The sequence below is a fragment of the Escherichia sp. WS547 genome (assembly GCF_046486065.1).
In the GTDB taxonomy this organism is placed as follows: Bacteria; Pseudomonadota; Gammaproteobacteria; order Enterobacterales; family Enterobacteriaceae; genus Escherichia; species Escherichia coli.
Map to the genome: position 1 here is coordinate 16231 of NZ_JBJQMA010000029.1, position 16253 is coordinate 32483.

General features: G+C 43.1%; 21 protein-coding genes and 4 pseudogenes. 11 read left to right on the forward strand and 14 right to left on the reverse strand.

What is annotated here, in order from left to right:
• The first annotated feature begins 17 nt into the window (after nt 1-17).
• From ACJHWK_RS20760 to ACJHWK_RS20775, 4 genes and pseudogenes are all read left to right on the forward strand, one after another.
• Nucleotides 18-770 (forward strand): conjugal transfer protein TraL, encoded by a 753-nt coding sequence (locus ACJHWK_RS20760; RefSeq protein WP_000797966.1) that lies wholly within the window; start codon nt 18-20, stop codon nt 768-770.
• 1 nt (nt 771) lies between these two features.
• Nucleotides 772-1479 carry a hypothetical protein gene (locus ACJHWK_RS20765; RefSeq protein WP_000108794.1) on the forward strand — a complete coding sequence of 236 codons (708 nt, stop codon included), beginning with the start codon at nt 772-774 and terminating at the stop codon, nt 1477-1479.
• A gap of 19 nt (nt 1480-1498) precedes the next feature.
• Nucleotides 1499-1639: pseudogene (locus ACJHWK_RS20770) on the forward strand (hypothetical protein); the annotation flags it as partial.
• Nucleotides 1640-1940: 301 nt separating this feature from the next.
• Nucleotides 1941-2267 (forward strand): hypothetical protein, encoded by a 327-nt coding sequence (locus ACJHWK_RS20775; RefSeq protein WP_000206697.1) that lies wholly within the window; start codon nt 1941-1943, stop codon nt 2265-2267.
• 274 nt (nt 2268-2541) lie between these two features.
• Here ACJHWK_RS20775 and ACJHWK_RS20780 read toward each other — a convergent pair.
• Nucleotides 2542-2826, reverse strand: a pseudogene (locus ACJHWK_RS20780) (type II toxin-antitoxin system HicB family antitoxin); the annotation flags it as partial.
• A 240-nt stretch (nt 2827-3066) separates the two neighbouring features.
• Here ACJHWK_RS20780 and ACJHWK_RS20785 point away from each other — a divergent pair.
• Nucleotides 3067-3510 carry a hypothetical protein gene (locus ACJHWK_RS20785; protein WP_023223351.1) on the forward strand — a complete coding sequence of 148 codons (444 nt, stop codon included), beginning with the start codon at nt 3067-3069 and terminating at the stop codon, nt 3508-3510.
• Between the two features lie 87 nt (nt 3511-3597).
• On the opposite strand, the gene ACJHWK_RS20790 is transcribed toward ACJHWK_RS20785, so the two are convergent.
• The 8 genes from ACJHWK_RS20790 to ACJHWK_RS20825 form a co-directional block, all read right to left on the reverse strand.
• Nucleotides 3598-3945 (reverse strand): type II toxin-antitoxin system HicB family antitoxin, encoded by a 348-nt coding sequence (locus ACJHWK_RS20790; protein WP_000681609.1) that lies wholly within the window; start codon nt 3943-3945, stop codon nt 3598-3600.
• Nucleotides 3942-4190, reverse strand: a complete 249-nt coding sequence (locus tag ACJHWK_RS20795; RefSeq protein WP_000513532.1) for a type II toxin-antitoxin system HicA family toxin — start codon at nt 4188-4190, stop codon at nt 3942-3944. Before ACJHWK_RS20795 ends, ACJHWK_RS20790 begins: the two co-directional genes overlap by 4 nt.
• A 488-nt stretch (nt 4191-4678) precedes the next feature.
• Complete coding sequence (locus ACJHWK_RS20800; protein ID WP_000673428.1) at nt 4679-4972, reverse strand: hypothetical protein; 294 nt, start codon at nt 4970-4972, stop codon at nt 4679-4681.
• Nucleotides 4973-5542: 570 nt separating this feature from the next.
• Nucleotides 5543-5785: a hypothetical protein gene (locus tag ACJHWK_RS20805; protein WP_000151456.1), complete on the reverse strand. Its 243-nt coding sequence runs from the start codon at nt 5783-5785 to the stop codon at nt 5543-5545.
• The gene (locus ACJHWK_RS20810; protein WP_001230709.1) at nt 5782-6036 is read right to left on the reverse strand and encodes a hypothetical protein; all 255 of its coding nucleotides are present in this window, start codon (nt 6034-6036) and stop codon (nt 5782-5784) included. Before ACJHWK_RS20810 ends, ACJHWK_RS20805 begins: the two co-directional genes overlap by 4 nt.
• On the reverse strand, nt 6033-6575 hold the full coding sequence (locus ACJHWK_RS20815; RefSeq protein ID WP_001083904.1) for a hypothetical protein: 543 nt from the start codon (nt 6573-6575) through the stop codon (nt 6033-6035). The genes ACJHWK_RS20810 and ACJHWK_RS20815 overlap by 4 nt, the downstream gene beginning before the upstream one ends.
• Before the next feature lie 103 nt (nt 6576-6678).
• Nucleotides 6679-7194: a J domain-containing protein gene (locus tag ACJHWK_RS20820; RefSeq protein ID WP_001025393.1), complete on the reverse strand. Its 516-nt coding sequence runs from the start codon at nt 7192-7194 to the stop codon at nt 6679-6681.
• 400 nt (nt 7195-7594) lie between these two features.
• Entirely contained in the window at nt 7595-7924 is a 330-nt protein-coding gene (locus ACJHWK_RS20825) for a hypothetical protein (protein WP_001542022.1), read from the reverse strand.
• 588 nt (nt 7925-8512) lie between these two features.
• Between ACJHWK_RS20825 and ACJHWK_RS20830 the strand changes: the two genes are divergently transcribed.
• Both ACJHWK_RS20830 and ACJHWK_RS20835 read left to right on the forward strand, forming a co-directional pair.
• Nucleotides 8513-9178, forward strand: coding sequence for a division plane positioning ATPase MipZ (locus ACJHWK_RS20830; protein WP_000532149.1), 666 nt, complete (start codon nt 8513-8515; stop codon nt 9176-9178).
• Between the two features lie 73 nt (nt 9179-9251).
• Nucleotides 9252-9536 (forward strand): hypothetical protein, encoded by a 285-nt coding sequence (locus ACJHWK_RS20835; protein ID WP_001162371.1) that lies wholly within the window; start codon nt 9252-9254, stop codon nt 9534-9536.
• Nucleotides 9537-9553: 17 nt separating this feature from the next.
• Here the strand turns inward: ACJHWK_RS20835 and ACJHWK_RS20840 are convergent, their stop codons facing one another.
• The 5 genes and pseudogenes from ACJHWK_RS20840 to repA all read right to left on the reverse strand — a co-directional run bounded on the left by ACJHWK_RS20840 (nt 9554) and on the right by repA (nt 13088).
• A complete protein-coding gene (locus ACJHWK_RS20840; RefSeq protein ID WP_000125165.1) occupies nt 9554-10150 on the reverse strand; it encodes a ProQ/FINO family protein in 597 nt (198 codons plus the stop codon).
• Between the two features lie 149 nt (nt 10151-10299).
• A complete protein-coding gene (locus ACJHWK_RS20845) occupies nt 10300-10422 on the reverse strand; it encodes a Hok/Gef family protein (protein ID WP_223685802.1) in 123 nt (40 codons plus the stop codon).
• Nucleotides 10367-10519 (reverse strand): annotated as a pseudogene (locus ACJHWK_RS20850) (DUF5431 family protein); the annotation flags it as partial. The pseudogene ACJHWK_RS20850 and the gene ACJHWK_RS20845, both read right to left, overlap by 56 nt.
• A gap of 649 nt (nt 10520-11168) precedes the next feature.
• Nucleotides 11169-11359 (reverse strand): annotated as a pseudogene (locus ACJHWK_RS20855) (hypothetical protein).
• 700 nt (nt 11360-12059) lie between these two features.
• Nucleotides 12060-13088: a plasmid replication initiator RepA gene (gene repA, locus ACJHWK_RS20860; protein WP_001175215.1), complete on the reverse strand. Its 1029-nt coding sequence runs from the start codon at nt 13086-13088 to the stop codon at nt 12060-12062.
• 1131 nt (nt 13089-14219) lie between these two features.
• On the opposite strand from repA, the gene ACJHWK_RS20865 reads away from it, so the two are divergent.
• Genes ACJHWK_RS20865 through ACJHWK_RS20880 form a run of 4 tightly spaced genes read left to right on the forward strand, consistent with a single transcriptional unit; the run spans nt 14220 to nt 16029 of the window.
• Nucleotides 14220-14672 carry a CaiF/GrlA family transcriptional regulator gene (locus tag ACJHWK_RS20865; RefSeq protein WP_000101552.1) on the forward strand — a complete coding sequence of 151 codons (453 nt, stop codon included), beginning with the start codon at nt 14220-14222 and terminating at the stop codon, nt 14670-14672.
• Complete coding sequence (locus ACJHWK_RS20870) at nt 14665-14880, forward strand: DUF1187 family protein (RefSeq protein WP_001127357.1); 216 nt, start codon at nt 14665-14667, stop codon at nt 14878-14880. Before ACJHWK_RS20865 ends, ACJHWK_RS20870 begins: the two co-directional genes overlap by 8 nt.
• Nucleotides 14873-15049 carry a hypothetical protein gene (locus ACJHWK_RS20875; protein WP_000753050.1) on the forward strand — a complete coding sequence of 59 codons (177 nt, stop codon included), beginning with the start codon at nt 14873-14875 and terminating at the stop codon, nt 15047-15049. Before ACJHWK_RS20870 ends, ACJHWK_RS20875 begins: the two co-directional genes overlap by 8 nt.
• Nucleotides 15050-15051: 2 nt before the next feature.
• Nucleotides 15052-16029, forward strand: coding sequence for an SPFH domain-containing protein (locus tag ACJHWK_RS20880; protein ID WP_000564239.1), 978 nt, complete (start codon nt 15052-15054; stop codon nt 16027-16029).
• Nucleotides 16030-16253: the final 224 nt, after the last annotated feature.

The following is a 16253-nucleotide window of genomic DNA, read 5'->3' on the forward strand; positions in this document are numbered from 1 at the left end:
GTAAAGGAGCATTATAAATGAAAAACTCAATCAATTTCATCCTTCAGGGTAAAGGTGGTGTTGGAAAATCATTCGCGACCGCAATACTGGCACAATACTTTATTGATGAAAATCACATGGATAATATCGTAGTCGGTGACACAGACCCGGTTAATACAACTACGGTTAAAGTAAAAAGATTAAATGCAGATTTGATACAAATCACTGAAAACAGCAAAGTAATACAATCCAAATTCGATCCAATGTTCGAATCAATGCTGACCAATAGTCAGAATACTTTTGTTATTGACAATGGCGCATCTACATTTTTACCGTTAATTCAGTATTTCAATGATAACTGTGTTATGGACATGTTTGAAGATGTAGAACAAGACGTTTATATCCATACTGTTATCGTTGGTGGACAAGCTCTTGCGGATACCTTGCAGGGATTTGAAGAACTGAAAGAACTGGTTAAAGGAAGTAAGGTAAAACTTATTGTCTGGATAAATGAATTTCAGGGTATTCCAGCACTTGAAAATATCCCATTAATAGAAACTAAATTCATTGAAAAAAACAAGGATGTAATCGCTGGCGTTGTGGTTATTCAGGACAGAAAAAGTGATGCCTTTGCCTCTGACATCAAAGAGCTAACAGAAAAATCACTAACACTGAAAGAAGCTCTTGAGTCCGACCATTTTGGATTAATGGCTAAATCACGATTAAAACGAGTCTTCAATGACATTTACAAACAATTAGATAGCATCTATGACGATGAACACGGTGAATAATATGAGTACAGTTAATCAGCCAGAATTAAAACAGCCTGAAAAGGCTGTTTCCAGTGAAGATATTGATAATTTTATTGTTGATGTATTCAAGGAGACAGGGCATAAAATATCAAAAGATGATCCAGTTATTTCATTAATTTTTCTGAACCAAAAGATACAGGAAAAATTCAGCAATGAGTTACAAGCTAACTTCACTGCCCTGTCTGAGGGCTTCAGACAGGTCGTTTCATCTGTAGAAAATGACTATATTCAAAGATTCAAGAATATTGTTGAGACGTGCGGCGATCTGGATAATGAAATAAAAGAAAAAGTAGAAGAGGGAAAAAACGATCTAAAAGAAACAAGTGTTGAGGTAAAAGAAAAATTAACAGATGATATTATTGAACTCATATCTGGAATTAAACGCAACCAGGAAAAAAACAACAAATTATATGAAGAAAAGTTGAAGTCATTATCTAAGGCTGTAAAACCCTTCAGTACAAGAACAGCCATTGCAATTTGTGCCTTGTGCACATTATGCCTGTCTGCGGCATTTTCTGGCGCAACCTGGTATGTTGCACAACATGAAAAAGAGGCAAGCCTGCGCTTCTATGCAAGAGCTTTTCTTGATATGAAAAAAATAACTGAAGAGAGCATGAGAAAATTACCAAAATCAGACCAGCAAAATATAAAACTCAAACTAGACGAAATTGATTCAAGAAAACCATAGATATGAAAAGGAGTCACTAATGACAACTTTTACCGACGACGACAAGGGACTGATTAAAGAAATCAGAGAGCGAATCGGCAGCTTGGACGTGCGAGACAATATTGAACGCCGGGCTTATGAAATCGCACTGGCATCGCTGGAAGCTGGGGTTGTTGCATGGAGGTATCGTTACGTGAAAAAAGACGTTACGGACTCTCAGGGTAAAACGTGGGTTGGTGACTGGAAATACGTGCCGACAAAAGAAGACTGCAACGACAGGCCGAACTATGAAATTCAGGAACTCTACAACTTACCACCTGCGATAGCAGCACCAACAAGAGGACTGGTAAACGCAGTACGCTTCTACGATCAGGTAAAGCACACGAATCCTCTCGTCGAAACAGGGGCATGGAAAGACGCTATTGACTGGGTGCTCAAAGAGGCTTGCCAGGCTGTAAACATTGACGCCAAAGGAGAGTGAGATGACAACATTTACCGACGACGACAAGAAACTAATTAAAGAAATCAGGGAGCGAATCGGCAGCCTGGACGTGCGAGACAATATTGAGCGCCGGGCTTATGAAATTGCTCTGGCATCACTGGAAGCAGAAGCGCCAAATTTGCCTGGTGGTTTCACAATTGAAGAAGCAAAAGAATTACACGAAAATCTGGTAAAAAGTCACGTAAGCAAGGCTTTAAGTGGCGAAAAAATGAAAAAAGAAAATCGTGATGCCGATTTGCGCTGGATTCATGGCGTAATAGTTCAGGCCGCGTGGTTTGTGAAAGCATCACTAGGGCAGAATGCATAGTGCGTACCTGCTTTTCTCCTGGCAACGGTGGATCTTCCGCTTCCTCGTCACTCGCTCGCTATGCTCGGTCGCTAGACTGCGGCGAGCGGTTAGCTATCAAAAAAAATCCCCGCACAACGCGGGGATAGGTCATAAAAACACATACATTGCACTACAGTGTAGTATTCAATAAGCCTTACAATGTAAAGACAGAAACACCTTTACACTGTAAATATATGCCTGCGATATTCTTCAGCGTCCTCATGACCCGATAGCCGGACTACGGCATGTCTAATGTTAAATCGACATCAACCAAAAACCAGCTATCACAGTGCTTATAATTGGAGTGATCCGAATAAGTCAAACACCCTTCATCATGAATATCATCAACAGAATAAGCACCGCTTAATACCATATCTTCCACGATTGCCAATATCGCTTCACGCGCCATAGCGGGTATTTCTGCCTGAGAATCAGCCGCAGAAACACATCCAAAACCAAAACAATCAAAAGCCGGAACAGTGATGCCGTATGCAGTCTGATCATCTTTCGGTGTTTCGACACCAACAGAAAAAAACATGATTATCTCCACAGAAGGCAGTGATTTACAACGTGGTGCACTGTAAAGACACAAAGACCTTTACAATGTAAGCGAGAATTTTTTAAGCCTATTACAGAAAAATCATATAGTGTTTTACTATATGATACCTGATTGACACTTTTAACTGCACATCTCATTATTTACACCGTAAAGACAAACACAGCTTTACATTGTAAAGCCAGATGATTGAACACTCCGTCTCCCTGATAAGGAAAAAAAATGGCTCAAGCAACTCCAGAAAAGATACTGGCAATCATAGATGATCATGATCGCGCACAAAAAAAACAACGCAACAAAAACCTCTTAATTTATTTATGTCTCTGCTTAGCAATTATTGGAGTGGTCGCGTATTCCTTTATATCAAAGTTTCGTCTTGATGGTGTAGCCGTCCTTACAGTGCTTTTGGGCGTGTCCGCAATCGCATTTTTTCTACATTATGTGGAATCAGGGAAAGGCCAGATTCTTAGTAGTGACCGCATATTGTCCATACTCGATAAAACCAAAGATTACCCTGCAATTCGACGTAAAGTTGTTAATCGCTTGCTCTCCGGTTCAAAACTCACGGGTAAAGATGAAGAGTACATATTCAGTGAATTGAAAAAAGCTGAACAAAGCAACGAACGTGAAAAGAGATTGCAAGCAATTAAAGAGTATGCATCGTAATACACCGTAAAGCATTGTTTGTAAATACAACACACTACACCGTAATACCAAGAAACATCAACGCCTGCGAGCAACAAAAAGGGGCGATTAAGCCCCTGCGCGATGATGACTGACTTCTTTTTCCAGTGCCTTATTGACAAAGGCATTCAGCGACAAATCTTCTTCCATCGCCATTTCAGCGACCCGACGATGCAGCTCTGGATCAAGCCTGACGTTAAACACACCTTTAAAGGGCGTGTCAGGCTCCTTTCCGTCCTCCACACAGGACTGTAAATACAAATCAACCGATGTTTTAAATTCCCGTTCCAGGTCAGCCAATGTTTCTGCCTCATAAGTCACCAGATCACGAATAAATGCCAGCTTTCCATACAGGATATTATTTTCAAAATCCGGCTCAACCGTACCTAAATATCCTTTATATTTTAAATGTTTCATAAAACCCCAGCCTCTTTCAAGTTCTGTTTAATAGCTTTCAGCGTTCCACCTTTAATATAACTTTCTGGATGTGGGCGATGCATTAATATTGTGTGATTAATTTCAGCATTGAAAAATCGCACTCTTGATCCCTGCATTTCCTTTTTGACATATCCTAGAGAAGAAAACAAAACAACGAGTTCATCCCATTCAAACGTTTTTTTACTGTTTAAAAATTTTGCCAGTAGCTTATCTGCTTTCCCCATACGCTATAATCCCATCCCTTGCCAACATGCAACTAATTATAGTTACAAATAGCGTTGTTGTCAAAAGTCATCGGACAAATAGGAGGGTGAAAGAAAATACCAGGGAGCAGCGAAGCCACATACCCCTAAGCGCAGCGCAACCGCCGGAAAACACACCACACTGTAAAGACAATAAAATCTTTACAACGTAAAGCTAAATATGTAATACAACTCGCTACCCAATAAGAAAGGGAGAGCATGACACTCTCCCCATATATGAATTTATCCCGGTTATTTAAAACATTTCATACCCTTGCAGGTAGTTTAACCACCACCGGAATTGATCCCACTCCGTGCACGTCATTGCCGGAATTCTGGTTTCCCAGCCTTTGACAAGGGAGTCAGCAAGCTGTACGATCTGTCGTGTTGACATTTAAAAACCTCATTCAGTTTTGATTGTCGATAACGTGTTCAGGTTGTTCCAGCAACCTGAACACACCTTTCATAATTTATTTTCCCCTTATACATCCGATATATTCTTTAAAACTCAAATACTCCTCGCCATTATTTAACGAGTCAAAATATTTTTCATATTCGTCCCGATAGAAAAGAATTAAATCAATATCACTCTGCTTAAGTTCACCAAACTGAGAAACAATTCCGGTCTTATAGTCACGAATTTTATTGTTATCCGTAAATATGACAACATACTGTTGTCCCGTATCCTTATGAATAAGAACAATCGTGCAAAGCGTTACTCGTTCGAATGTGAAAACATGATTCGTGGTTGAAGTGAATTTCATTTTAAATCTCCTGTCCGTTTGGACTTAAGAAGGAAAGGAGCCAATCCCCTTTCGATGAAATAATAATACATCTATTTAGATGTATTATCAAGATTTATTGCCTGAAAACAGCAAGTTATTTGATGGTTTGCTCATTTTTTAATCCGCGCCAGCGGATAGAAGGGGCGAAAAAAAATACCAGGGAGCAGCGGGGCCACATCGCCCCGAAGCGCGGCGCAGCCGCTGACGAACATACCAGGATGCACAGGGCCATCCCTTCGCCCTGCAAAGCCAGAACAGACCAACAGGCTATGATCATGCTGATTTGCGCCGCAGAATGCCGCAGTTAGCGCGAGCGCCAGCGAGTTCACGCCGTCCTGGTGCATTGCAGCAGGGCGGGGCGCTGTACTGCGCGTGTGAGCGTCAGCGAGCTACGGGCGCAACAACACACCAGGCAAAATCGCAATTATGTAAAGTCGCCCTGTTACAAACACACACTGTGTAAAGACAAAGAACAATTACAATGTAAAGACAAATAAACCTTTACACTGTATATCTTAGATTTCTGCGTCGTGGTGTTTTTCTTCTCGCTCACGGTTCCTCCGGTGAGCGGGATTCAGCTTTTTTATGCAGGACGTATTCAGGGTGCTCCCCTGCAAGTAATAACAGGTACTCAAATTCACCTTTCGATAAATTAAGCTGGTTGTGGGTTTTAGCTTCTTTTTTCTGCCATGTACTTAAGCCTACGCCAAAAATCTCACCGCACTCTGTCTGGGTAAGGCCAATTTTTTTTCGTAATTTCTTTATGTTTTCCGGTGTATTTTCAATAGTCATGCATCACTCTCCTTATATTCTTTCACCATAGTTAAGAGAATATTCTTATCAACAGGTCTTAAACCATTTTTTGTAAAGTCTATTGCCTCGACCTCACTTTCATTAAAAACCAGCTCACTTAACGTTCTCTTTGTTCTTTTTGTTTTTCCGTCAGTGAACTCCTTTGAATAACTGCTTATTTTTTTTACAAAATGGTATTTTTTATCAATCACTTCAAGATAATAAGTCAATCGCCCTTTGTTTTTTCTCATAACTGTTTCAAATATCCTGTAATTTTAACAAGTTGATCTATACTCAAACCCCTAATCTGCAAATCATAACGCTCGCCCTGCTCGGTGACTTTACCGTTCAATCCATTTTCAGCTTTAAAGCCTGTCAATGCCCCATACCAGCTTTCAAGCTGGACAAGTTGCGATAACATACCTTTCAGGATCAGAATTTCGTCCTTTTTTGCCGCCTGGCGTTTCTCATACTCAATCGCCTGTAACACCTCCTGCGAAGCATTTAGCAAAATTTTTCGTTCGATATTGGCTGCTATATCAACGGGATTCCGCTTCCTGGATAACGTACAAACATGATACGGACTACTCCAGGAACGACTATCCACACTCCCCACAACAGAAAATCGGTCTTTTTCCATCCGAATATGCACAGAGTAATTTTTAAACTGCGGTGACGTCAGTTTTATACGAGACGGACAATCATCAAGTTTGTTCACGCGCCAGCCGTTCCCCAGGATACGGCAGACAACTTCAAAGACAGGGTGATACTGTTCAAAAAAAGAGTTCATCTGTTTCCCTTTTTGCTACGTGGCTGCTGTTCCCGTCTTTTTGGGTTCGATGCCCCAAAAGACGGGCTGGTATGATATCGGGGGCTTCTCGCCCCCGTTCTGGTTACGCTCTGGTTTCCACGCGTTGCCACCCTGTCGCCCTGCGCTGTCCGGTTGTACCGTATTTTGCGCGGATTTCTTCTATCGTGTGTTCTTCACGATTCCAGTAACTTTTATGTTCGTCTGGACGATAAAACCATTGTTTTTTCTTTGCCGCCCATTTACACCCGATTTCTTTTAAAGTTTCCTTATGTGTAATAGTTTCTCCACTAATCCATACCCAGTTACCTATCACTTCAAATACCAGACCAGATAAACCAGAAAGAACGTTTAATACTTTTTCCAGGTCATCACCGTAATTATATCGTGCATGTTCATCAGCGCTCTGGAACTGATTTATTTTATCAATATTTGCCATCAAGACATCAAAAGCTGCATTTACCGCTTTCATCAGTTCAGCCCCTAACGGGTTACGATCTGGATGATATTTTAAAGCGGCTTTTCTGTATGCTGCTTTGATATCTTTTTCAGTTAATTCGCCGGATAATCCAAAAACGTTTAATGCTTCCTGGATATTCATTTTAAATCTCCTGTCCGTTTGGACTTAAGAAGGAAAGGAGCCAATCCCCTTTCGATGAAACAATAATACATCTATTTAGATGTATTATCAAGATTTATTTCCTGAAAACAGCAATTTACTTGATGATTTGCTCGTTTCTTAATCCGCGTCAGCGGATAGAAGGGGCGAAAGGAAATACCAGGGAACAGCGGGGCCACATCGCCCCGAAGCGCGGCGCTGTACTGCGTGTGTGAGCGTCAGCGAGCTACGGGCGCAACATTACATTGCTGCATTAGCCCGGCATTCTCCACGCCCTGAAGGACGGAGTTTTACCCCATCATTCATACTAAAACCCCCTGGGTAAATACTACTATTAACATTTTTAACATGGTTGCAGGGGATACCCCCTGCAACTATTTTCTTAGTAGTATGATGTGAACTCGTGTTTTTCTTCCGGTGATCCTTTATATGCTGTTTCGAATTCCTCAATTTCAATTGCTGGCGAACTGTAATAATCACGCACTCGCCGTTTTAATGGCTCACCACAGAAATCATTAAGTAATGGAGTCTTATATCCGCTCATTGAATGAGTCCGATGAACTGAAGCGCGAATCTCCTGAACAGTTACTGTTTTTTTGCCATGAACAGAAATAACCTGGTAGAAATTAACGTTCGTTTGCTCATATCCCCAGGAAGATACAAACACATCGCCAACAGAAACAGTGCCGTTATTAAAAGTCAATGTTTTCATTTTAAATCTCCTGTCCGTTTGGACTTAAGAAGGAAAGGAGCCAATCCCCTTTCGATGAAACAATAATACATCTATTTAGATGTATTATCAAGATTTATTGCCTGAAAACAGCAAGTTATTTGATGGTTTGCTCATTTTTTAATCCGCGCCAGCGGATAGAAGGGGCGAAAGAAAATACCAGGGAGCAGCGGGGCCACATCGCCCCGAAGCGCGGCGCAGCCGCTGACGAACATACCAGGATGCACAGGGCCATCCCTTCGCCCTGCAAAGCCAGGACAGACCAACAGGCCATGATAATGCTGATTTGCGCCGCAGAATGCCGCAGTTAGCGCGAGCGCCAGCGAGTTTACGCCGTCCTGGTGCATTGCAGCAGGGCGGGGCGCTGTACTGCGCGTGTGAGCGTCAGCGAGCTACGGGCGCAACAACACACCAGGCAAAATCGCATCCTGAAAAGTTACCCTGTAACATACACACAATGTAAAGCACAAAAGCAATTACATTGTAAAGACACAAACATCTTTACAACGTAACTATAATGAATACAATGTAAAGACAAATAAACCTTTACACTGTATATCCGAGGTTTCTATGGGGAGAGCATTACTTGTCGCATCAGATAAAGGCGGTGTAGGAAAAAGCACCACAGCAACAAACCTGGCTTCTTATCTGGTAAATAATTCACGAACGGTCATCATTCTGAAGACCGATAAAAACAATGATATTCTTAGCTGGAACGAAAAAAGAAAGCAGAATGGCTTATTACCGGTTCCTGTTTATGAAGAGTATGGCGATGTATCAGAAGTCATTAAGCGCCTGAAAAAAATATGTGAAGTGCTGATCATTGACTGTCCAGGTCATGACAGCAAGGAATTTCGCAGCGCCTTAACTGTAGCTGACACTCTGCTTACTCTCGTTAAGCCGTCTTCAGATTTCGAAGCAGAAACGCTGACTCATGTAACAGAAAAAGTTCGCACAGCTCAACAGATCAATCCAGACCTGCAACCCTGGGTACTTTTCACGAGAATTAACACGACAAAACCACGCCACAGAAAAGCAGCGATTGATCTCGACAAGTTACTCCGGGAGAACCCGGTGTGGATACAGCCACTTCGTACACGTATTTCAGATTTAGATATTTTTGAAGCGGCCTGTAATGAAGGCGCTGGCGTTCATGATGTACGTCGCGCATCCAGCCTTTCTACAGCTAAAGCACAAATAGAGCTTTTGGCGCAAGAGTTAGGCATCAATCCCTAATGGATGTAATACGATCGCTTTACATCATTAGCTTTACACAGTAAAGCTAATGTAACACACGAAAGGTGATATAATGGCTCTTGACTTGAAAACTCCGGTAATACCAGGACAAAAAACAGAACAAACCAATGCAGACACAGCCCGATTCATCAATGAAGCTACCCGCAAAAAATCGGGAGCAACTAAAGTGACCAATGTCCGGCTTGGGGACGTTTACGAAGATATTCTGGAACGGGAAGCACTGCGAACAGGCCAGACAAAAACAGCAATAATGAAAGCGGCTCTTGCAGCTTACGAACACGGCCTGGACGAAAACGGAAAAAATCACTGGATTCTACAGTCAGCCAGGCTGAAATGATAAAGCCCTTCGGGGCTTTATCCCTTACGTTTTAATTGTTTCTTCTCGCTGGCTTTCTTACGGGCATCGAGAACCAGTTGCGCATAAGTTGCGTGTGCTTTTTTTACTGTACCAGCAGGTTTCCCGTAAAGGTCGTAACGTGTTGCGCCTGGTACAGTACAATTCTGAAGATATTGCCACCGGAACGTCATCACCTGAACCGCACAATTCCACTCTTCAATCGTCAGATCCACATCCGGGTTATCCGCCAGGTATTTCTCAACGTCCTGGAGAATCCCGCTTTTCAGGGGCAAGTTCTTTTTTTCGTCTGTCCATAGTTCAGGAAAAACAGCACGAACTTTATTGAAACACTTTTCAAAATATTCTTTCGGATATTTTGGGGGAAAAGTGATTTGTTTTTTCAAATACCAGGGCTGAGGCTGCTTTTTACGTGTTTTCTCTGCTACAGCATCTTTCTTCTGTACTTTCTTGTTTTCATTAACTGCTGATTTTTGTACTTCCTGCGGCTTTTCATTCACCACAGGATTTTCTGGCATGACCAGAACGCGGCGTTTTTTGACCACAATCACGGGTGTTTTTTTGGGCTGCATACTCGCCTCAATAATTGCTGTCATATTGACTAATTATACCATATTCACCAGTTAATATCCTGAAAATACATGGAAAAAGGGGGTATCCGTACAGAATACCCCCTTTGTAAAGGCGCTTAATGCCAGAACCACATCATCCCCAAAAAGGCGGGCTTTCGCCCGCCTCCGGGTTGCTACTTACCGTTGGATTCGTAAGCCAGACTTGCCGTAACCTCCCTGTCTCCGTCTTTCAGCCGGACCTCGCACAAACGATTCCGGGTCAGATACGTGAATATTAACAATGTGCAGCACACGATTAATAAACACCAGGTCAGGGCGTTTTTCGGCTGTTTCATGGCCTTCTTCTCCTTGCGTAACGCGCGGTAAGAGGCTATCCTGATGTTGTTCAAGCATTGGGATCGCCTCGTGGGTTAATGAAAAATTAACTACGGGGCTTTCTTCTTTCTGCCGCACAACAAGATACAAACCACCTTTTCGCCATGAGGCAGAAAGCCTCAAGCGCCAACAACATTATATATCGACCAGAAACTTGAAAATACATGGTATTGCGTAAAGGGCGGTAAAAGTCTATCCTGGTGTTGTTGAAGTATTGGGATCGCCTCGTGGGTTAATGAAAAATTAACTACGGGGCTTTCTTTTTTCTGCCAGACAACAGGATACAGTGCGCCTTATATCCCCGTCCTTCAGGGCGTGGAGGATGTCAAATATTGACCAGGAATTAAATTCCCAGCTTTCGGCGTGGACTATACAGTGTGTGATTCACCACGATGAATCCTTTGTTGATCCACTGTGTTACCTGCGCAGGTTGAACTCCGGTCAGCCTGGCGAACGATGCCTGATTCCCCCGATAGAACTTGTTGATGTATTCAATCAAAGGCATTTTTTAATTCTCCGAAACAACGCAAAATCATATAGTAATTTACTATATGATTTTTATTTCGCAAGTGATTAACTCATCGGATTTCTTTGTAGTTAACGAAACGTTAAATTTAGTTTGTGCCTGGAATGGCACGCAAGAAGCACACTAGCATTATTATTTTGATCAAAACGCTATTTCCCCCGTCATTGGGAGGCTTTCTTTTTTGATGCCGCGCCAGCGGCATGGAAGGCGGCACTCCGTTGTTACATATGATACTGGAGTAAAACCGCCGAAGCCCGGCGTAAGCCGGTACTGATTGATAGGTTTCACCTTACCTATCCCCATCCTGCTAAGCCATACCCGCTTTCAGCCATGAAATAGCTTTTGTGCGCGGTCGGAGTGGTCCCGACAAGGGTTTACCCGCAGTCGGGGCGTATCTCCGCGTTAGCGGGCCGCCAGGACCGCTTACGAGCGTGTACTTGGTACTTCCAGCCAGAAGACTGACAGCCATGTAATTTCTTAGTTACAACATCCATTATTGAAAGCGATGTTGTTCCCGCCCTTCGGGCGGGGGCGGCGGCGCTTTTCAGTGATGGGTTGGGCGCTGTGGCTGAGTATTTGCAGCGTTTTTTTGTAGGAGGGTTGGAGGGGCTTTGTTTTTCATTAGGCAGAAGTCCATATGCCCGCCGCGAAGCGGTGGGAGGTACTTTTATATTCTGAGCGGCGCGGCGTTAGCCGCTGCAAGCGAAGGCATTTTTGTAATTATCCACAGTTGTTTCAAAGATAAATATTTTCCCTGCGGCGAAGCAACGCAGGGGATTAAAGAACAGGGGTTAAGAATATATTGCGGGTTTGATCTTCTACGTTTGCTGCTTTCTGAAGTTATTCGTTTGCGGGTTTTTGTTAATAACCGAAGGCGGTTTAGCTCCGATACCCGATTGTGGCCATCAAAAAACTGTCAGAGCGGGACAAAATGAAAAACGGTCGTCAAAAATGAGGAATTTCATGAAATGCAGGCAACACGAAAAGCCCCGAAGGGGCTGAAGAGAGTGCCGATTGTATCAGGCAGCTAAACTAGTGGGGTGGCGAAGCTGTCAGGGCCAGTTCAAGCTGACGTAGATCCCTGGCTACCAGTTGCTCTAATCTTTCTTTAGTGCACCAGTACGCTTCGTCCGGCGGCATACGTTTCAGAATAAACCGTGCAATTTCGTTTCGCTGTTCATCATACGGCAGTTTTGCAAGGCGATTGGCACGTTTGCGCTTTGCTGCTTTCTCTCGTCGGAACTTGATGGCATCGAGAGAACGCTGCGCATACCAGCGTTTACGAGCCGAGTGAACAGAGATTTCCTCGCCCTCGCGGATAACGCCTTCTTTAATCAGTTGCAGACGGATTTCACTTTCTGCAAGGCGTTTACGTTGCTGTTCCTGAAGTTTCACCAGATCAACTCCCAGCATTTTCCAGCCAGTTTCGGTGATCCAGACGTATTTCGGCAGTCGCTGGCGGGATTCACGATCCCATATCGTCTTTTCTGACGTTCCCAACGTGCCAAAGCAAACCTGCTCTGCCAGCAGACGGGAAAGGCGCGATACTGTGACTGCGGTTTCAGGAATAACGTTTCCCTTACTGTCTTTTGGACTTATTTCTTCTGCCAGGCGGGAGACAGACATGCCGACAGTGTGCAATCCACGATCACAAAAACTCACAAGTACAACCCATATTGCGTCGAGCAGCCGCTGTTTTTCCGGTCGGAACTTATATTTGCGACCGACACTCTGACGTTTCAGCACATAAAATGGATGCAACGACATGTGCATTCTGAGTGTGTACTGACCAGTTACCGGGTCTTTTTTAACGAGACGATTGTAAGCGTGGCCCAACTGTCCGCCCAGCGCCTTATAGCTGTCGGGACGGAACCAGGCTGGATTCTCACACTTTGGCTTAGTGGAATGTTCACCCCGGCGACGTTTTGTTGTTCCGCCTTTGTTTTCCTGGGGGACCAGGAATGAGCTTTCAATTCCCGCTTCGTAGTCCTGCCAGAAACGGACCTGCTCTTCCGGTGATAGTTCAGACCAGTGACGTTTGCTAATCACAGCAAGCTGCACTTAGCTTGCACTGTAAGAGTTGATATTTCCTTCTCATGGAATTAAACTCCATTTCAGGTAACAAGCATACCTGAAATAAATAAGCTCAAGGCTCTGCCTTGATGTCAGCCCCCGCTAATCTTCGCTGCCTGGAAAACACGAGATTACGGGGGTTTTCTTTATCTGAAATTTACGTTCTTGAACAAAATTTCAGCACCTCGTTTTCTGCATTTACAAATCGCGGAAAACTTGCCTGCAAATTTAGCAGCATGGGCGCAATCGATCAACGATGTTCAAGCCTGGCTCGTTTCCTTTTTGATTCAGCACACATCTCTGACTGCTTCAAAATCGTTTTCAGAACAGCTACTGAAGCCCCTTCTTTACTGACGTTCCCCATACAAAACCTTACAAAATCAGAAATTCAGAATTTTGTATATTCAAAAAAGTTTTTTTGACTGCATACACCCACTCACACGATCGAATAAACCACACAAACAGTATTATCTAGATTTTTAGATCGTACATCATTTAACAAACAGAATATTATTCTGTTTTTTAGATGTTATCCAGATCATTAGATCGCTCTTGTGGCATTGACAGGTTTTAAATGTCGCACACACAATACTATCCAGATGATTGTAAAAAGCTCGTTCATCGCGTTTTTTGTGCTCATTGCCTGGAAAATGAGCACTCTTTGACGCCCGTTAGAACGCTTGTCATCTCATGCTCTTTAACAACCCCGGACAGCGGTCATTGCCTAAAGCCCTGGCATAAGGAGGTTATTATTCGTGCATTTCAAGCACCGCTGGCATCTGTCAGCAACGGGCTACGTAACAGAGTGACGTGCCGCGCCATCTACACAGGTAACGACTCTTTATCCGCAAATATCATTCTGCATACTTAAACCCCCTTATTTGGTGAACTCGCGTTGAGTTAATCTCACTCACTCTCTCCCTGAGCAAGTCGTACAGGCTGCAACGCAGAAGTACACCAGATTTGCCAGTCTCCACTCCAGGTAAGGGGGTTTAGCTATGCATGATGATGAACAATCAGATAAAGAGCCTGTAGTGAGTGGCTGCAACTTTTCATAATTAGCTTATGACGCTGTATTCCGGGGATGTTTCTATTTCAGACAAACAACCGGGAGAAAATATGGCGCGTAAGTTAAAAATTAATCCTGTCATTCCTGAATGTGTGGCAGATTTGAAAGGATATCCACTCTATATCATCGTGGCCTATTGGGGATTAAGAAATAATAAAACGCTCACAACAACGGATGTTAGCCGTAATTTCCTTATTACACAGCAACAATCTTATGATGTGCTTACCTACATTTACCAGGAAGCACAGAAGCAGATAACAGCAACTAAACGAACACTATTTAACGAGCACAAAAGAAGAATTAGCGCGTTCAGGATTCTTGATATTGACAAAGGCATATTGCGCACACCCAAAAAAGAGATTGCATATGCCAGCTACGACAATATACCAACTGTCACAATGAAAAGTACCCGTTGTGAGATCCAGGATAGTTTTACAGAACTGCGCCGCTGGATGTGTTCAAGAAAGACAGGTGATCGAGTGGAGGTATTTTTGAATGCCTAAGTACCAAATAAACGCAACCATCAAAAAACCAGGTGGTGGCCCCGTGAAATGGACTCATTACAGCGACTTCCCTATGACCGCTGAAGAATGCAGAAAAAACTTCTCAAAAGAAAAAGAAGCAGGAAAGTGTTTTTCTGTTGATGTTCATATTTCAGATTTCATTTGCAAAGAGATACCTCCACAAAATGCAGGAAATACATATGGCTGATTTTGGTTCCACTAAACAAACCGTAACATTTGAAGAATGGCACGAGCTATTAATGGATTACGCAGAGTTACGCGGTGGAAATGCCGCCGATGCGGAAGCATGGCGCGGTGATTATGAAGCAGGAAAAACTCCGGTTGAAGCATATTGTGATGAATGGGGAGAGGATTAATCATGATTGACGCTATAATTACGCCAATAGTTACATCTATTCCGTTACTCTTATTAATTTTAGTCGCGCTGATATTCGTTAAATCTGCCGTCAAAATCGTGCCGCAAGGTAATGCCTGGACAGTGGAACGCTTTGGTAAATATACCCATACGCTTTCCCCCGGTCTTCACTTCCTGATCCCGTTTATGGACCGCATAGGTCAACGGATCAACATGATGGAAACCGTCCTGGATATTCCTAAACAGGAAGTTATTTCGAAAGACAATGCAAACGTAACTATCGATGCTGTTTGTTTTGTCCAGGTCATTGATGCAGCGAAGGCAGCTTATGAAGTCGATAATCTTGCATCAGCTATTTCAAATCTTGTTATGACCAATATCCGAACTGTCGTTGGTGGAATGAATCTCGACGATATGCTTTCTCAACGTGACAGCATCAATTCTAAACTGTTAACGGTTGTCGATTATGCGACTGACCCGTGGGGAATTAAGGTCACACGTATTGAAATTCGGGATGTTAAACCACCAAAAGAACTGACTGAAGCGATGAACGCGCAAATGAAAGCGGAACGAACTAAGCGTGCCCGGATTCTTGAAGCGGAAGGTATACGCCAGTCAGAAATTCTGAAGGCAGAAGGGGAAAAACAGTCTCAAATACTGAAAGCGGAAGGGGAACGGCAATCAGCATTTCTTCAGTCTGAAGCACGCGAACGTCAGGCAGAAGCGGAAGCTCGCGCAACAAAACTGGTGTCGGATGCAATCGCTGAAGGTGATGTTCAGTCTGTTAATTACTTTATTGCGCAGAAATACACTGAAGCACTCCAGGCAATTGGCACAGCATCAAACAGTAAACTGGTTATGATGCCGCTTGATTCAAGTAGCCTGGTGAGTTCGGTTGCAGGTATCAGTGAACTGCTAAAAAACGTATCACAGGATACTCCCAAAGTTGATATGAAACAGGCTCAACAATATTTGTCTTAAAAAAGATAGCGGACGGTGACAATATTATTTTAATCACCGTCCTTATCTTAACTCCTGAGTGAGCCATTAAAATGAAAACTTATACATGCATCATTATCATTTTGTATATAATTCCCATGTCAACATGGTTTTTTCTCCTTTCTATCACAAGAGATAATAATGAAAGAGAAAGACTACAGCATATTATCGACTCCATATTTCCAAGATGGCTAGACTGGGGATCT